Annotated in this window: 17 protein-coding genes; 5 read left to right on the top strand and 12 right to left on the bottom strand. The window is 61.5% G+C overall.

Annotated elements, in window-relative coordinates; translation table 11 throughout:
- Positions 1–35: 35 nt before the first annotated feature.
- From HHL24_RS39845 to HHL24_RS39810, 8 genes are all read right to left on the bottom strand, one after another.
- Positions 36–704 carry a 4-carboxy-4-hydroxy-2-oxoadipate aldolase/oxaloacetate decarboxylase gene (locus HHL24_RS39845; RefSeq protein WP_169490772.1) on the bottom strand — a complete coding sequence of 223 codons (669 nt, stop codon included), beginning with the start codon at positions 702–704 and terminating at the stop codon, positions 36–38.
- 59 nt (positions 705–763) lie between these two features.
- Positions 764–1,438, bottom strand: coding sequence for an RraA family protein (locus tag HHL24_RS39840; protein WP_169490771.1), 675 nt, complete (start codon positions 1,436–1,438; stop codon positions 764–766).
- 2 nt (positions 1,439–1,440) lie between these two features.
- Positions 1,441–2,124, bottom strand: coding sequence for an RraA family protein (locus HHL24_RS39835; RefSeq protein ID WP_169490770.1), 684 nt, complete (start codon positions 2,122–2,124; stop codon positions 1,441–1,443).
- A 62-nt stretch (positions 2,125–2,186) separates the two neighbouring features.
- Positions 2,187–3,194, bottom strand: coding sequence for a DODA-type extradiol aromatic ring-opening family dioxygenase (locus HHL24_RS39830; protein WP_169490769.1), 1,008 nt, complete (start codon positions 3,192–3,194; stop codon positions 2,187–2,189).
- A 40-nt stretch (positions 3,195–3,234) separates the two neighbouring features.
- Entirely contained in the window at positions 3,235–4,272 is a 1,038-nt protein-coding gene (locus HHL24_RS39825; RefSeq protein WP_169490768.1) for an amidohydrolase family protein, read from the bottom strand.
- 26 nt (positions 4,273–4,298) lie between these two features.
- On the bottom strand, positions 4,299–5,081 hold the full coding sequence (locus HHL24_RS39820; protein WP_169490767.1) for a FadR/GntR family transcriptional regulator: 783 nt from the start codon (positions 5,079–5,081) through the stop codon (positions 4,299–4,301).
- 157 nt (positions 5,082–5,238) lie between these two features.
- Positions 5,239–6,687, bottom strand: coding sequence for an NAD-dependent succinate-semialdehyde dehydrogenase (locus tag HHL24_RS39815; RefSeq protein ID WP_169490766.1), 1,449 nt, complete (start codon positions 6,685–6,687; stop codon positions 5,239–5,241).
- Between the two features lie 80 nt (positions 6,688–6,767).
- Complete coding sequence (locus tag HHL24_RS39810; RefSeq protein WP_169490765.1) at positions 6,768–8,027, bottom strand: aromatic ring-hydroxylating dioxygenase subunit alpha; 1,260 nt, start codon at positions 8,025–8,027, stop codon at positions 6,768–6,770.
- Between the two features lie 257 nt (positions 8,028–8,284).
- Between HHL24_RS39810 and HHL24_RS39805 the strand changes: the two genes are divergently transcribed.
- Both HHL24_RS39805 and HHL24_RS39800 read left to right on the top strand, forming a co-directional pair.
- Complete coding sequence (locus tag HHL24_RS39805; RefSeq protein WP_230417774.1) at positions 8,285–9,244, top strand: PDR/VanB family oxidoreductase; 960 nt, start codon at positions 8,285–8,287, stop codon at positions 9,242–9,244.
- 157 nt (positions 9,245–9,401) lie between these two features.
- The gene (locus tag HHL24_RS39800; protein ID WP_169490764.1) at positions 9,402–10,151 is read left to right on the top strand and encodes a FadR/GntR family transcriptional regulator; all 750 of its coding nucleotides are present in this window, start codon (positions 9,402–9,404) and stop codon (positions 10,149–10,151) included.
- A 157-nt stretch (positions 10,152–10,308) separates the two neighbouring features.
- Here the strand turns inward: HHL24_RS39800 and HHL24_RS39795 are convergent, their stop codons facing one another.
- Positions 10,309–10,770 (bottom strand): hypothetical protein, encoded by a 462-nt coding sequence (locus HHL24_RS39795; protein WP_169490763.1) that lies wholly within the window; start codon positions 10,768–10,770, stop codon positions 10,309–10,311.
- A gap of 187 nt (positions 10,771–10,957) precedes the next feature.
- On the opposite strand from HHL24_RS39795, the gene HHL24_RS39790 reads away from it, so the two are divergent.
- Positions 10,958–11,581 carry a LysE family translocator gene (locus HHL24_RS39790; protein ID WP_169490762.1) on the top strand — a complete coding sequence of 208 codons (624 nt, stop codon included), beginning with the start codon at positions 10,958–10,960 and terminating at the stop codon, positions 11,579–11,581.
- Positions 11,582–11,593: 12 nt separating this feature from the next.
- Here HHL24_RS39790 and HHL24_RS39785 read toward each other — a convergent pair whose 3' ends face one another.
- Positions 11,594–13,009, bottom strand: a complete 1,416-nt coding sequence (locus tag HHL24_RS39785; RefSeq protein WP_169490761.1) for an aminotransferase-like domain-containing protein — start codon at positions 13,007–13,009, stop codon at positions 11,594–11,596.
- Positions 13,010–13,251: 242 nt separating this feature from the next.
- Here HHL24_RS39785 and HHL24_RS39780 point away from each other — a divergent pair, with 242 nt between their 5' ends.
- Positions 13,252–14,580 (top strand): aspartate aminotransferase family protein, encoded by a 1,329-nt coding sequence (locus tag HHL24_RS39780; RefSeq protein WP_169490760.1) that lies wholly within the window; start codon positions 13,252–13,254, stop codon positions 14,578–14,580.
- Between the two features lie 66 nt (positions 14,581–14,646).
- Here HHL24_RS39780 and HHL24_RS39775 read toward each other — a convergent pair whose 3' ends face one another.
- Positions 14,647–15,171, bottom strand: coding sequence for a DUF6496 domain-containing protein (locus tag HHL24_RS39775; RefSeq protein ID WP_169490759.1), 525 nt, complete (start codon positions 15,169–15,171; stop codon positions 14,647–14,649).
- 294 nt (positions 15,172–15,465) lie between these two features.
- Here HHL24_RS39775 and HHL24_RS39770 point away from each other — a divergent pair, with 294 nt between their 5' ends.
- Entirely contained in the window at positions 15,466–15,717 is a 252-nt protein-coding gene (locus HHL24_RS39770) for a hypothetical protein (RefSeq protein WP_115776711.1), read from the top strand.
- A 224-nt stretch (positions 15,718–15,941) separates the two neighbouring features.
- Here HHL24_RS39770 and HHL24_RS39765 read toward each other — a convergent pair.
- On the bottom strand, positions 15,942–16,268 hold a 327-nt coding region (locus HHL24_RS39765; protein ID WP_169490758.1), incomplete at its 5' end, for a transposase.

Raw genomic sequence — 16,268 nt, 5'->3', positions numbered from 1 at the left:
CTGTCTCTTCTGTCTCTTCGTACCGAACCGCGCGTCTAGCGATTCCAGCCGTAAATATCGAGCGTCAACTCGCCTGCGGCGATGCGCGCGAGTATTTCCGCTTCCGTGTCCTCGCGTTCGGACGCGGCACGCAACGTCGCGTCGATCGATTCCTGGGCGAGCACCACCACGCCGTCCGCGTCGCCCACCACCAGGTCGCCCGGCCGCACGGCGACATCGCCGATACGCAGCGGATGATTGATCCAGCCGCGTGCCGCGAAATCCTTGGTCGTGCCGCGGATGCACAAGCCGCGCGAAAACACCGGGAAGCCGATACGCGCAAGCAGCTCGGCATCGCGAACGCAACCATCGATCACCAGGCCCGCCACACCGCGCTCCTTGGCCGCCGTCGACATGACTTCACCCCAGTAGCCGGCTTCGTAGTAGTCGCTCGTGTACACCACCAGCACGTCACCCGGCTGCGCGACGACCAGCGCGCGATGCAACCAGAGATTGTCGCCAGGCGGCGAATGCACAGTAACCGCTGGGCCGCAGACACGAAACGCCGGACTGACCGGCTTGATCGCCGAAGGCAGCGCGCCCAGTTTGTTGGCCGCTTCGAGCAATGTCGCGGACGGAAAGGCGCGGGCCGCCTCGATCGCTTCGGCGGCCGGCCGCTCGATCGAAGCGGTGACCAGCGGCGAATCGATGAAAGGGTACGACATGGTGTCTCCTGATGGGTATTCTGATAACTCGCGTGGCGTAGCGCCCTGACAGTTGGCGCTCAGGCGCTCACTTTGCTCTGCAGCGCGTGATAGCGATGCTGCCTGCGCGCCTCGTCGAGCCGCATGCCTTGCCGCGCCGCTTCACGAATGGCGTGCTCCGCTGCGTGAATCTCTTCGGCTGCGGCCAGCACGCGGTCTTCGTGAGCGCGCGGCATCACGATCACGCCATCCGCGTCGCCGACCAGCAGGTCACCCGGCAACACACGCGCATTGCCGATATTGACCGGCACCTGCGTACTTTCGACTTGCACGCGATCTTTGCCGGTACGCATCCAGTGTCCCTTGCTGAACACAGGGTAACCCAGCGATAGGCAAAGGCTCACATCGCGGCAGATACCATCAATGACGGTGCCGGCGATTTTCCGCCGATGCGCGATTTCTGTGAGAATGTCGCCCCACACCGTGCAGTCTTCGCGGCCTGCGTTATCCAGCACGATCACGCCACCTTCCGGGACGTCGTCGATATAGTCGCCGACGGTGCCGGGTGGCGTCGTCGGCGGTCCGTAAAGAATCGTGAACGCACGGCCGCACAGCCGGAAACTCGCATTGCGCGGCTTGATCCCGGTACATTGACCGACGATGCCGAGGCGATCCAGCGCATCGCTCAGTGTCGCGGTATCGAGGCGCTGTGCACGCTGCGCATTCGTATCGTTCGCGTTGTTCGTGTCGCTCATATTTATCCCCTGTCCTGCAGCATATATTCGTAGTCCGCACCCATCACCTGCGCAATGGGCACACCATTCAGCAGCTTTTTCGTCATCGCAGCTTCCTTACCGACGATCAGCTCGGCAGCGGCCAGCACGCGCTCGATGTCCGCGGCGGCAATGAAGATCACCGCGCTGTTGTCGGCGATCACGTAGTCGCCCGGATTGACGCGAACCTGTGCAACTGTGATCGGCACATTGGTGCCGGCTTCGGCGACGCGATTGCGTGCAGTGAAGGCCGTCAATGCCCGCGCGAAAACCGGAAAGTCGTATTGCCGCGCTTCATCGATATCGCGCACGGGGCCGTCTGCAATCACACCCTCGATGCCACGCAACGACGCACCGAGCGAGAGAATGCCGCCCCAGCTGCCGGCGTCGAGCCCCGTATGCTGTTCGACCACGATCACATCGCCCGCGCCGGCGGATTCGACGGCCGTCGTGCCGAGATGACGCGGCACATCGGTGTGAGCGGCGGCGCTCACCTGCGCGGCCTCCACCAGCTTCACGGTTACGACCCTGCCGGCGATGCGGCGCGAGGTCGAACGTTGCGGCAAGCCGGTGACCGTGCCGCTCAGACCGAGCTTGTCGAGTGCATCCGATACTGCGCAACAGTCGAGCCGCTGCAGGCGTCGAGTGTTGTCATCTGCTTTTTTCATGCGTGTCTGCTCCGTTCCTCATATTCGCTTTTTTTTGCCGCTATCGCCGCTGTTGCTGCTGCTCACTCCCAGCAGGCAAACGCCATCCCCGAGCCCGTCCCGGCTTCCGAGCGATAACATGCGACGTAGTCGATCAGTTTCATCTTTAGCGACGCGCTCGCTGCAAGACCGACAAGCGGCAGCCAGCTCTTGATTTCCGACGTATTGCCGTTGAAATACGACTCCGGGATATCGCGCAGCGCGACTTCGTCGCGTCCGGCAAGCGCGGCCAGCACGCAATGATCGAGCGCTTCGTCGACCACGAAGTGACTCATGCCGCCAGAGGCGACCACCACCACGCGAAGCTCGGACGGCAAGCGCCGGATTGCCGCCCCGAGCGCGTGACCGAGCGCAAGACAACGCGCCACGCGCGGCTGATTGGGCGCCACGCCGACGTTCAGAAACAAGGGCACCGACGGCGGCGGCGCATCGCGCATCACGCGGCGATAGACGAAACCGAACGCGTGCGGAATGCCGTGCTGACGATCCTCACCCTTGGGCAACCGGTTCGAAACGGCGATATCGAAACCGTCATCGACAAGCGACTGCACCAGCGTCAACGCGTGATCCGGCGCACCCGAATAAACCGCTCCTTCCGGCGGACAGTGACCGTCCTCTGCCTCAGCGACTCCCGGCGGCAGACGCCGGCGCTGTTCGTCCGACAGCGGCAGGTTCTCGATCTGTTCACCGCCGAATATCGTGATTGCCGGCGTCAGGTCGTCCTTGAACACCTCGCGTTGATCGTTGCCGAGCACGATGACGAGATCGGGTTTCATGGCGTGGAAGCGTTCGGCAAGCGTATCGAGTGCTCGCTGGCAAGCGGCATAGCATTCCTGCTTTGATGCTTCGGCGACCGCCGCCGCAAAGCCCGGGGCGCGTGCTTCTAGCAGCGCCGCGTAGTCGTAGGAGCGCCCCTGAAACCAGTGCGATGGATTTTTCAGGTCCGCGCCGGCCCGCAAATGCCAGAGCTCTGGCGGCATCGACAGCAACGGGCCGTGCGATGTAGCGATTGCGCCGATCATCGTTGCCATGCCGCGCTCCCGTTGAATGTGTTTTTCATGGCCGATGGATTCAACGTGCTGCGGCTGTGCCAGCTGGCTGGTCGAGCCGGAACACCTTGCGCGCATTGCCTTCGAAAATCATCCGTTTCTCATCGCCGCTGAGCCACTCGAAACTTTCAATGACCGGACGAATGTCGTCCAGCCAGCGGCCCGTCTGCGGATCCTTCACCGTGCCGACGCCCGGCCGCTCCGCACCGAAGATGCAGCGATCCGCGCCGACCGTCTTAATGAGCAGGCGCAGCGCCTCTTCCGAATACAGCACCGTGTCGTAGTACAGACGGCGCAAGCTGTCCAGAAACGGTTCGCTTGCGCGCCCCGGCCGCAGCGAGGGTGCCTGGAAGCGGCCGAACTGATACGGCACCGCGCCGCCACCATGCGAGACAACGATCTTCAACTGCGGGAAATCCTTGAACACGCGCGAACGGGCGAGCGCCATTACCGCAATCGTTTCTTCATTGATGAAATGCAGCGAGTAGTTGTGCCGTTCCGAACGGCATCCCGCCGAATGCAGGTACGCGGGCACATCGAACTCGACGAGCTTCTCATACAGCGGATACCAGTACTCGTTGCCGAGATCGGGCACCTCGTTGGTCGCAAGCCCCTCACTCGGATCGGTATTCAACAGCACGCCGACGAGACCGAGCTCCTTGATGCAGCGTTCCAGTTCCGGCAGACATCCGCTGACCGGCTCGCCCCACGCCTGCGGCAAGCCACCGATACCGCGAAACGTCTGCGGCATGAGCCGCGCCTGTTGCGCGATCATGTCGTTGGTTTCCTCGGTGAACCAGTGGACGATCTTCGCGGGCTTTTCGCTATGCATCATCTGGTACGGACGCGGCGAGATCAACTGCAGGTCCGTGCCGATGTCACGCAACTGCTCGACGTGCGATTTGGTGCCGAATGTCGGCGCATTGAGCACCGCCAGCATTTCATCGTCGCTGATCTGCGCAGTGCCACGGCCGTGCGCGCCGCGATGGGAAACGAGGCCGGACTTCCAGACGTAGAGAGAATCCGGCGCGGTAACGTGCGCGTGCGCATCGATGATCATGAATGTCTCCGTTAAATATTGTGGGTTCAGGCCCGGACCGCTTCAGGATCGGGTCGGATGTATACCGTCGGCGTCATCGGAATGAAGCTCGTGCGAACGATCTGGATCCGCTCCTGCATCAGACGCCGGGCCAATTCGACTTCACTGCGGCACACCGCATCGAATAGACGCCGATGCGATGCGATCACGCGATTCGCTGTGTCCGCACTCGTGTAGGTGGCAAGCAATGGCGTCAGCACAAAACGCAGCGCCTTGAATTGCGCGAGCAGAACCCGATTGCCTGACGCTTCAACGAGTGCTTCGTGAAAGCGCAGCGACGCATCAGTAAATGTCTCGAGTTGCTTGCGCGCGTCTTCCACGCCATGCAATGCGTCACGCAGTGCCGTACGATGCGCCACCGTCAGGTTTTCCGCTGCTTTCTCTGCTGCCAGCACTTCGATCGCCATTTGCGCATCGAACACTTCGTGCGCTCCAGCGCCAATGAGGCTCAGCTGTATCGACAGCGCGTCGGCGAAGCGCTCCGGGTTCGCACCGGCAATCCACACGCCGCCCTTCGCGCCCATACGGATCTCGACGATGCCGACCGCCTCCAGCGTTCTCAACCCATCACGGGCGGCGGTACGGCTAACGTTGAATTGCTGCGCAAGCGACGCCTCACTGCCGAGAAAATCGCCCGCCTTCACCTGCTTCGAGAACAGCGCAGCACGCACTTGCGACGCAACGCGCCATGAAAGCTTTTCCGTTTGCACGGACTCCCAGACTGTCGAAGTCCGAGCGTGACTGGTGTCGTGCGGGATATTTTCTTTCATTAGTCGTACGAATCGTGTTGGCTAATCCATGAGCAGGCTTCGAACGGCACTCAAAGGCTTTACTGCTTCAGGATGTCGTCGTTAACTATAATATATATAACTTATCTAAGATTGGCTAGCGGCGATCAATGTTTCAATCGCCGCTTCCGCAAGACACTCAGGACACGGCCTGTTGAACGAACTTCGTGACCAGGTACGCCTGCAAGCCCTCAATGCCGTTTTCGGAGCCGATGCCGCTCTCCTTGACGCCGCCGAAAGGCACTTCCGGCCCTGACACCAGCATGCTATTGATGCCGATCATGCCGGCCTCGAGGCCATTAGACAGTTGCAACGCGCGCCGATCCGAGCCGGTGAACGCATAGGCAGCAAGTCCATATTTCAATCGATTGGCACGCTCGAGCACTTCTTCGACGGTCTTGAATGAACTGAAAGGCACCACTGGGCCGAACGGTTCTTCATTCATGATCCTCGCCTGTTCGGGCACATCGGCCAGCACGGTCGGCGCGTAGAAGAAGCCGGGACGATTCAGGCGCTGGCCGCCGAGTAGCAGCCGCGCGCCGTGCGATACCGCGTCCTTGACGAACTCGTCCGCCGCGGCGAGCCGGCGTGCGTTGGCAACCGGACTCGCCTGTGTGTCGGGCTCGAAGGCCGAGCCGACCTTCAGCTTCGCGGCCACTTCAACAAACTTGTCGATGAAGGCGCCGTATACGCCCTCCTGAATATAGAAGCGCGTCGGTGAAATGCAGGCTTGCCCGGCCTGGCGAAACTTGGCATTGGCGGTCATCGTGGCAATACGCGCCACGTCGACGTCGTCACAGACGATCATCGGCGCATGGCCACCCAGTTCCATGACCAGTTTCTTCAGGCCGTGCGTTGCAGCCAGGCTCGCGAGATGCTTGCCGACCGGAATCGACCCCGTGAATGCGACTGCCTTGATGACGTCCGACGCGATCAGATGTTCCGATACCTTTGCCGGCACGCCAAACACCAGATTCAGCACGCCGGGCGGCAAACCCGCATCCTGAAAGCATTGCGCCATCGCCGTGGTGGATCCGGGCGTTTCTTCGGCAGCCTTCAGAATCACCGAGCAACCTGCCGCGAGCGCGGCCGCCACAGTGCGTGCGGGAATCCGTACGGGAAAATTCCAAGGCGTGAACGCCGCTACCGGTCCAACCGGCACTTTCAGCACGAGTTGGCGCGAATTCGGCAGCGGACCAGGCACCACGCGCCCATAGGCACGACGCCCCTCTTCCGCAAACCATTTGACGATATCTGCTGAACTGTGCGCTTCTTGCAGGCCGTCGGCCAGCATCTTGCCGTGCTCGAAACTCATCAGCGTGCCGATTTCATCGGCACGTTCGTGCATCAGCGCAGCGGCTTTGTCGATGATGGCAGCCCGCTCGGACGTGCTCATGCGCGACCATGTCGCGAATCCGGTCGCCGCCGCGGCGAGTGCGTCATCGAGGTCGGATTGCGTGGCAAGCGGCAAATGAGCGAGCACCGTTTCATCAGCGGGATTGATGACTGGCTGGGTGTCGCGCCCCCCGGTACGCCACTCTCCGTTGATGAACAGGCCGAGTTGAATGTCGTAACTTCTGGTATGCATCTACGTCTCCGATATCTGATATCCGGTCGGCGCCAAGCGCCGCCGTGTGCTGTTTTCGCACCGTTACTGTAGCGCGGACGTCACGGCTCCATGCCCATCGCTTCGAGAAAAGCTTGCCGGACATGTTCCGGCTGGCCCGCCTGAAAGCGGAAATCCTGCAGATGGTGCTTCCACAAAGGATGATTCGCGATCTCCGCGCGCGTCATGCCCTCAACGAACGTGGCGCGTGCCGCAATCGGTAATTGCACGCATTCATTAAGCTTCGGATCGCGGATGATGCCCTTCGGCTCGCCGCCGTTCGCCACCACCTCCAGTTCTTCGAAGAAGCGCCGGCGCAGCATGACGATGCCGCGATCGCTGCTGCCCAGATTCTCTTTCGTGCGATCAGCAACCACACCCTGTCCGGCCCACGCGACAAAATCCTGGTTCATCACATGGCTCGTGATCCAGCGGCCGGTTTGCGGATCGGTCACCGGACCGTGCCACGTCGGCACGCTCTTTTGCTCGAACGGTTCGCTTTCCTTCGGCACGCGGGTGAAAGCCCACGTCACGCTCAGTGTGCGCGAATCGTCGACCGGCACGCGCCACTCGAAATGCTCGCCGAGAAAGAACGCGTTCGGCCACAGGCACACACGGCCGATCGACCAGAGCGGATCGTTTTCGTCCGCATCGCCGCGCAGGCGCTTGTAGATAAATCCGTAGTCGAATTCGTCGAAATCGAGCTGTTTATGAGCGGGCGAGTACGGACCCGTCTGTCCATTCAGGCGTGCGGTCCAGTTGTTGTGCATCCATTCGAAGTGGATTGGATCGATCGAGTTCTCCTGGCATTGCAGCCAGTTGCACGGCACCTCGGAGATCACGATTTGCACGAAGCCGTTCTTCCAGGAGAACGGCTCCCAGTTCGGCACGAGCGGCGCAGGTTGCGGCCCAAGGTACGCCCACAGAAGACCCGCCTTCTCCTCTACCGGATATGCCTTGATTTTCACACGCTCTTTCAGCTTCAACTGCGGATTCGCAACGTCTTCATACGGCTGCTCCGTGCATTTGCCGCCCTGATCATAGAGCCAGCCATGATAGTTGCAGCGCAGTCCGCACTTTTCGACGAAGCCGTAGGCGAGATCAGCGCGGCGATGCGGACACTGGCGGTCGATCAGTCCGAAATTGCCACTCAGGTCCTTGTACAGCACGAGATCTTCACCGAGCAGGCGCACCGGCTTGACGGCCACCTCGTCGAATTCGCTCACGCCGGCAATCGGCATCCAGTAACGGCGCAACAGCTCGCCCATCGGCTCGCCCGGCCCAACCTTCGTCAAGAGTTCGTTCTTCGCTTGGGACAGCATTCTTCAAGTCTCCATTGTTATCGCTCGGCCGATGCGTCGGACACACAAACGCTTCGGTAGCCTCGGCCGGCTGTCATTCCTGTCGCTCCCATCATCGGTCTAATGATAATACACATTAAACATTATAGAAGAATTCATCCGTTCGATCGACTTCCGCTCCGCGCTTGCCGACGCTGTTTCGATAATATATATTACACATCGAAGCGTGCGCAACAAAATTTGCGTCTGCGCGGTGAGACAACTCCGGACGAGTCAACATGAAGAAGGCTATGGATACGCTACAGGTGCAACTTCGCGCGATCAGATACGAGGCGCCCACCATCAATACGTATGAATTTCACGCACCTGATAGCTCGCCGCTGCCGGGCTTCACAGCCGGCGCTCACATCAATCTCCACTTGCCCAACGGGATGATTCGCAGCTATTCGCTTTGCAATTCTCCGGAGGACACGCAACGCTATGTGATCGGCGTGAATCGCGATCCGTCGAGCCGCGGCGGCTCATCCTGGATGCACGAGACGCTGCGCGTCGGCGCAGTGCTGACGATCGGTGCGCCCACCAACAATTTTCCGCTGGTCGAGGACGCCACGCATACGGTGCTTATCGCGGGGGGAATCGGCATCACGCCGTTGATGGGCATGATCCAGCGTCTGGAAGCGCTGAAGCGGTCGTGGGAGCTGCACTATTGCACGCGAACCCGTGAGGCCACCGCATTCGTCGGCGCATTGCGTCAATACGGCTCGCGTGTACAGTTTCATCACGACGGCGAACCGGGCGGAAAGCGGCTCGAATTCGCCACGGTATTGACGCAGCACGACGACCGCACGCATTTCTATTGCTGTGGCCCGACGGCCATGCTGAATGCGTTCGAAGCTACGGCTGCGACTTGTGGCAGCGGCGCGCGTTTTCATGTTGAATACTTCGCCGCCGGCGAAGCGCCCGCGACGTCCGGCGGTTTTAACGTGCAGCTCGCACGCTCAGGGCGCCTGATTCAGGTAAGCGCCGGCAAGACGATTCTCGACACGCTGATCGACGAAGGGATCAATGTCAGTTACTCCTGCTCACAGGGTGTGTGCGGCGCTTGCGAAACGCGTGTGCTCGCAGGCGTACCGGACCATCGCGACATGGTGCTGACAAAGGGTGAACAGGAGGCAAACCGGTCGATGATGATTTGCTGCTCGGGCAGCAAATCCGAGTGTCTGGTGCTCGACTTGTGATCGTCGAATGGTTCGAGCGCCCATGCGAACTGTATAACCGTATGATTATTCAATGGCTATGCTAACATCGCGATCAGTCTTTCGGGGTCGCACCACGCCTCTCGCGCGTGCGGCTTCGGCTCACCCCGTCGCAACGCTCAGGTCCGGAGATCCGAAATTGAAAAAAGGTACTGTCGAAACTACGCCGCTGTGGGAACCGGTGCAGACGGAAACCTTATCCTGGCGCATCGTTTCGCAAGTGCGCGCAGCCGTCTTTTCCGGTCAGATCAAGACGGGGGATTTCCTCGGCAGTGAAACGTCGCTGTCCGCCCAATTTAACGTGAGCCGCATGGCCGCGCGCGACGCATTGCGCACGCTCGAAGCAGTCGGCATCGTGGAAATTCGCATGGGCGCGAAAGGCGGCGCATGGATTGCGCAGGGCAATCCGGAGCGCTTCGCGGACGCGCTGGCCATTCAGTTACATCTGATCGGCGTCACTGGCGAGGAGATCTTCGACGCGCAAATGGCGATTGAAGTCACGTCAGCTGAACTTGCGGCGCAAAACGCCACCGAGGAAGACCTCAAGAAGCTGAGCGGGATCCTGGGCGAACTCGACAAGCTGCGCGACGACCCGCTTGCGTTCACGGATGCGTCGCTGCGCTTTCATGAAGCGATCGTGGAGTCGTCGCACAACCGAGTTCTGCTCGCGCAATTCCGTGCGCTGCGTTTTGTGTTGCAACCGCTACTCGCGCCGAATACCACGCACGCGATCGCTGCACGCGTGATCCGCTCGCACAAGTCGGTGCTGAATGCGATCGAAGCGCGAGACGGCGTCAAGGCACGCGAAATCATGCAGCAACGGGTGAAAGTGATCCGTTCGCGTGTGTTATCAGGCACCGCCGCTCAACACGCTGCAGACGACGAATAAATTCGTCCGTCACCTTCCAGCAATACGGCGATGCCATGATGATGTTTCGTACCCGCCCCCGCGGCTCGAGAAATTGCAGCCGGATGCGCTGCAGTCCGACACCGCGCGGGCGGGCACGAATTGATTCAAGCCTTGCATCGAACCATGACGCCGGGGTTTAGCCCTTCGCGGGACGTCCCGTCTTCACCGTCTCGAGCGACGACACCACGGCAAGCAGGCGCTGTGGCGCTGCCGACTCCAGCATCATCAACCCCGCTCGCAACAGCTCGCTCTTCTTGACCGGCACGCCGGCGTCGAGGCACTTCTGTTTGAGAGATGCAATCTTGTCGTAGTCCGATTTCGGCATCGTGAAGCTGTCGCGCACGACTTTCTCTTTCTTCGACTGCTTGGCTTTTTTGGCTTCGGGAGCGCTGTCCGGCGCCGCTTCCACAGTTGCTGAACGCTTCGCTTTGGCTGCTTTCTTAACGACAGGCGTCGCTTCCGCGGTTGCCGAGCGCTTCGCTTTGGCTTCCTTCTTAACAGCAGGCGCTGCTTCTGCAGCAACTGAGCGCTTCGCTTTGGCCGCCTTCTTAACCGCAGGCGCTTTCTTGACGTGCTCTTCAGTGACGGGTGTCGTCATGTTTACCTCCGCATTGATAACAGTATAAACAGTATATATCGTTTATTTGATATCGAAGCGCCAGCTCCAATGCGAACCTCACGCGCCCGTCTGTACCGGACACCATCCCGCAAACCGTACAGGTACTGTACCGGCAAGGTTCGCTAGAATGCTCCAAAGGTCCTATCGACCGCCACCGGAGCCACCCATGTCTTACCTCAGCCTCAGTGCGCTGCCCGCCGGCATTCTGTTCGCGCTCGTCACGACCATCACGCCCGGTCCGAACAACACCATGTTGCTGGCCTCGGGCGTCAACTTCGGCTTTCGCCGTACGCTGCCGCACCTCTCAGGCATCAGTGCCGGGGTTGTCCTGTTGATGCTATCGGTGGGGATTGGTCTGGGCGAAGCGTTCGTACACTTCCCCGTGCTGTACACGGTGCTCGAAGTCGCAAGCGTCGCGTATCTGCTGTATCTCGCGTGGAAAATCGGCACGTCGGGCGAGCTGAAGGTCAAGAAAGGCGATCGCCGGCCCATGAAGTTTCATGAAGCCATCGCGTTCCAGTGGGTCAATCCGAAGGCATGGATGATGGTGCTGACCGCCGCCACGACGATCCACCTCAGCGAAAGCACGAGCATGAATGCCGTCGCGATGGCGGTGATCTTCTACGTGATCGGCTTTCCGTGCATCTGCCTGTGGGCCGGTTTCGGCACCGCGATGCGGCGCGTGCTGTCGGACCCGAAGCGGCTGCGCATCTTCAATGTAGCGATGGCCCTGCTACTGGTTCTCTCGCTGTATCCGATCGCGCTAAAGCTGCTCGACCAGTCCGCTTAAAGTTAAGCACCGCTAGATCGCGCCCTGCCCGACTCGCTCGATGAAGCGCCACAGGGCGTCGTCGGTCGAGTACGGGGCGTTGAAACGGAACCAGGCGCTCGGTGCATCGTCGGGACGGAAGTAGGAGCCGGGCGCGAGCCAGATGCCATGCGTGAGCGCGGCGGTCGCCACTTCACCCGCGCGCTCAGCTTCGATCGGCAGCCGCGCCCATAGGAACAGGCCGGCTCGCGGCCGGTGAAACAGTTCGAGACCAAGCGAATCGAGCCGCTCTTCGACGGTCGCATGCGCGAGCTTGAGCCGTTCGTTCACGGCCTCGACGTGACGCGCATAGCGCCCTTCGAGCAATACCTTGTCGACGATCCGCTCGATCGCTTCCGACGAAGTCAACCCCACGGCCATCTTCGTGCGCGCCAGCTCGCGCAGCACCGCGCGCTCGGCGACCACGTAGCCGCAGCGCAGCCCCGGCGTCACTGTCTTCGAAAAACCGCCAACGTAGAGCACGCGCTGCAAGCCTTCCATCGCGGCGAACATGGGCGCGCCGGGCGGCGCCAGTTCGCGGCTGACATCGTCTTCGATCACCCACATGCGCTGACGCTCCGCGATCTGCAACAGACGGAACGCTGCCGATATGCCGAAGGTCGCGCCGGTCGGATTCTGCAGCGTGGTGTTGACGAAAATCGCCTTCGGTTTGTGCTGCGCGACCAGCGCTTCGAGCACGTCGGTATCGACGCCGGCCGGGGTGCGCGGGACCCCATGCACCACCAGCCCCGCCAGCTTGAGAATCTGCAGCAGATTGCAATAACCCGGGTCTTCGACGATCACAGCGTCGCCCGCGCGCAGCAGCGTGCGGACGATCAGATCAAGCCCTTGCGTCGCGCCCTGCGTGAGCAGCACGTTGGAGACGTCGACCGGCAGACCGCGCCGGTCGAGTTGCTCGGCGATCCGCTCGCGCAGCGGTGCGAAACCATACGGATGCCCGTAGTCGCCCAGGCGTGCCGCCGGCACCCGGCTCATCGCCCGCAGCGCATGCTGCAAACCTGTCTCGTTGATCCACTCGTTCGGCAGCCAGCCGCCGCCCGCCTTGATCGGCACCGAATGGTCAGCGAACACGTCGGACAGCAGCCATGTCGCGGTCAGGCTCGGCGGCTGCCAGTCGGTCGGGGCGGCCCGCGCGGACTGTGAGCGCGCCGCCACGCGATAACCGGATCCGCGCCGCGCCACCACGAGGCCCATCGAAACAAGACGGTTGTACGCCTCGGTGACGGTGAAGGTGCTCAGTTCGTGGCTTTGCGCCAGCGCCCGCACCGACGGAAGCAGCGCGCCGGCGCGCAGCGACTGTGCCTCGATGGCACGCTCGAAGCCTTGCACGACCTGCTCGACGAGCGTGGGAGCGGCGCGTCGGTCGCGCTCAAGTTGTAGTTCGATCATGGTCTGGGCTGAAAGGCCGACCGGGACGGCCGGCTAAGTTGCCAAATGGACGGAGATGGCGAGGCGGGCGCCGGGCAAAGTGCCGAATGGCATCACCGCGTGATCGACACAGTTATCGCCATTCCACCAGCACAGTTAGCGCCACACTGCGTCAACTGTTTATGCCGCCATTAAACCGCGGGCGCTACAGTTTCGCAACGCCCCGAAGGAAGCCCTTGGGGGACCACTTCGAGGAGAAAACCATGACTTCGCGCCCCGTCATCGACGACCTGTCGTCTTTCTGGATGCCCTTCACCGCCAACCGCCAGTTCAAGGCTGCACCGCGCCTGCTGGAGTCGGCCAAGGGTATGTACTACCGCACCACGGACGGGCGTGAAGTGCTCGACGGCTGCGCCGGCCTCTGGTGCGTGAACGCCGGCCACGGCCGCGACGAGATCGTCGCCGCGATCACCCAGCAACTGTCGACGCTCGATTTCGCGCCGACCTTCCAGATGGGCCACCCGTTGGCATTCGAAGCGGCCACGAAAGTCGCCGAACTGATGCCGGACGGCCTCGACCGGATCTTCTTCACGAACTCCGGCTCGGAATCGGTCGACACCGCCCTGAAAATCGCGCTGGCGTACCACCGTTCGCGCGGCGAAGGCCAGCGCACACGTCTGATCGGCCGCGAGCGCGGCTATCACGGCGTGGGCTTCGGCGGCATTTCGGTCGGCGGTATCGCGCCGAACCGCAAGACGTTCTCCGGCGCGCTGCTGCCCGCGGTCGACCACCTGCCGCACACGCATAACCTTGAACACAACGCGTTTTCGAAAGGCCAACCCGCCTGGGGCGCTCATCTCGCCGACGAACTCGAGCGCATCGTCACGCTGCACGACGCCTCGACGATCGCCGCCGTGATCGTCGAACCGGTGGCCGGTTCGACGGGCGTGCTGATTCCCCCGCAAGGCTATCTGCAAAAGCTGCGCGAGATTTGCACGAAGCACGGCATCCTGCTGATTTTCGACGAAGTGATTACCGCTTTCGGCCGCGTCGGCAAGGCGACGGCGAGCGAATATTTCGGCGTGACGCCGGACCTGATCACGATGGCCAAGGCGATCAATAACGCCGCGATCCCGATGGGCGCAGTGGCCGCGAGCCGCACGATCCACGACACGATCGTCAACAGCGGCGCGCAGGGTGCAATCGAGCTGTTCCACGGCTACACGTATTCGGCGCACCCGGCCGCGGCCGCTGCCGCGGTCGCAACGCTCGACCTGTATCGCCGCGAAGGCCTGTTCGAGCGCGCGGCAACGATGGCGCCGAAGTTCGAAGCCGCAGCTCACTCGCTGCGCGGTGCGAAGCATGTGAAGGACGTTCGCAACCTCGGCATGATCGCGGGCGTCGAACTCGAGTCGCGCGACGGCGCGCCGGGCGCGCGTGCTTACGAAGCGTTCGTGAAGTGTTTCGAGGCGGGCGTGCTGGTGCGCTTTACTGGCGACATCCTCGCGTTCTCGCCGCCGCTCATCATCGACGAAGAGCAGATCGCACACATCTTCAAGACAGTGGGCGACGTGCTGGCGACGGTGCAGTAAAAAGCAGGAAAGACGGTGGCGCTTATGTGTACCGGTTGCTTGCGCCGCCGTCCGTCGAGCGCGCCGTTAGTGATGCGCGCGCGAAGCTCTTGTGTGCGCAGCCTTTTTTGCTGCGGCCGAGCGGCCTGAGGCCCCCTTCGTCGCGGCGGCCTTCTTCGCTGCTGCCGAACGGCTGGCGGCCGGACGTTTGGCCGCTGCCGACTTCGTCTGCTTCGACAAAGCCTTGTGCGATGCACCTGCGCTGCTTTCACGTTTCAATGCATTGGTTGCCGCACGCGAGCGTTTAGCCGTCGACTCGCTGCTCGTATTCTTCTTTGCCGAGCTCTTATGCTGGCCTGCGGCGTTGTCCTTCTCCGCTTTCTTGCGGGTTGCCTCACTGGCGGCGCCCTTCTTCGGCGACTTCACGGCAACGCCTGCGCGGCGCGCTTCCGACAGACCGATTGCAATCGCCTGCTTGGCCGATCTGACGCCGTGCTTGCCGGCGCGCACCTTATCGACCTGTTCCTTGACGAATTCTCCCGCCTGGGTACTCGATGCCTTGCCGACACGTTTGTCGGCTTGGGCACGCTTGATGGTTTTCTGTTCGGGCATGACAGTCCTCCGGTTGGCTGATGGCTTCGTGCATGCAGCAATGCGTGTGCCGGGGCTGTTCACGACACGGGCCGACGCGGTTGAAAAACGGCCGTCTGACACGGATTTTCGCGCTTTTTGTGCCGCGCGGACGTTGGCTGGGGCTTTGCCGATGGCGCGGTGGAACTTCAGGGAAGCTCGTTGCGGCGCGGCGAAACTTCAGGAAATTGCCCGACAGGACTCGCGCCTGGCATCCAGACGGCGTATGGTGATAGCAAGGGTTGGCGCCGTGGACCGACCAGACGGGAGACGTTCATGAAGATACCTACCGTTCGCGCAGGCGCGCATATCGAAGGCGTGCATTGGATCGCCGAATACGCCGAAGACGTTCACGAGATTCGCGTGTTTCGCGAAGGCCAGGAAGTGGATGTGCACAATGCGCCGTCCACATTGTTTGGCGATGAGGAAAATTCGGGATCGAAGAGTACAGCTGACCATCGGGCGGTTGAAGCCGCAGTGCTGGCTTATTTGAGGCGGTTTGTGATTGAGCATGATGCGGAGGAGTAGGTTTTTTTGCCTGCGCGGCGCTTGGTCGTGTGTTTGCCTGTGGCGGTGGGCTTTCCTGGATCTGTTTGCCTGCGGGGCGCTTTTTTCTGTGCACTTGCGGTGGAGGCCTTTCCTTGATTTGTTAGTCTTACTGTGTCACATAGTTTTCGTGCCATCGCTGCGATGAATGGTGCAGACGTTGCGTGAGTCGTAGTCCGAGCAGGATACGCAACGTCGTGATGGAGTCAGGAACGTGGCGTTGTGCGCGCTGGGCTGCCGCGTGCGATGTAATCCGCGGGAAGCGCAGGCAGCGCGCGTTCGATGAAGTTTTTTTTATCGCCGCTGCCTGATCCCATCCTGAGTCGCTGGGCCATCAGAAACCCATATGCGGCAATACTCAGCGTGGCGTGGTGGTGAAAGCCCCGCCAGCCGCGACCTTCGTAGTGACCCAGTCCGAATTCCTGCTTCAGATCCTGATAGTCGCGCTCGATGCGCCAGCGCATCTTGGTTACCGATACAAGCTGTTCAAGTGTTGCCTCTCCGGGGGCGGTACTGAGAAAGTACTTGAGCGG

Source organism: Paraburkholderia polaris, from assembly GCF_012927345.1.
GTDB classification, from domain to species: domain Bacteria; phylum Pseudomonadota; class Gammaproteobacteria; order Burkholderiales; family Burkholderiaceae; genus Paraburkholderia; species Paraburkholderia polaris.
Note: the sequence above shows the minus strand (reverse complement) of the source record. Positions and strands in the feature narration are given on the sequence as shown.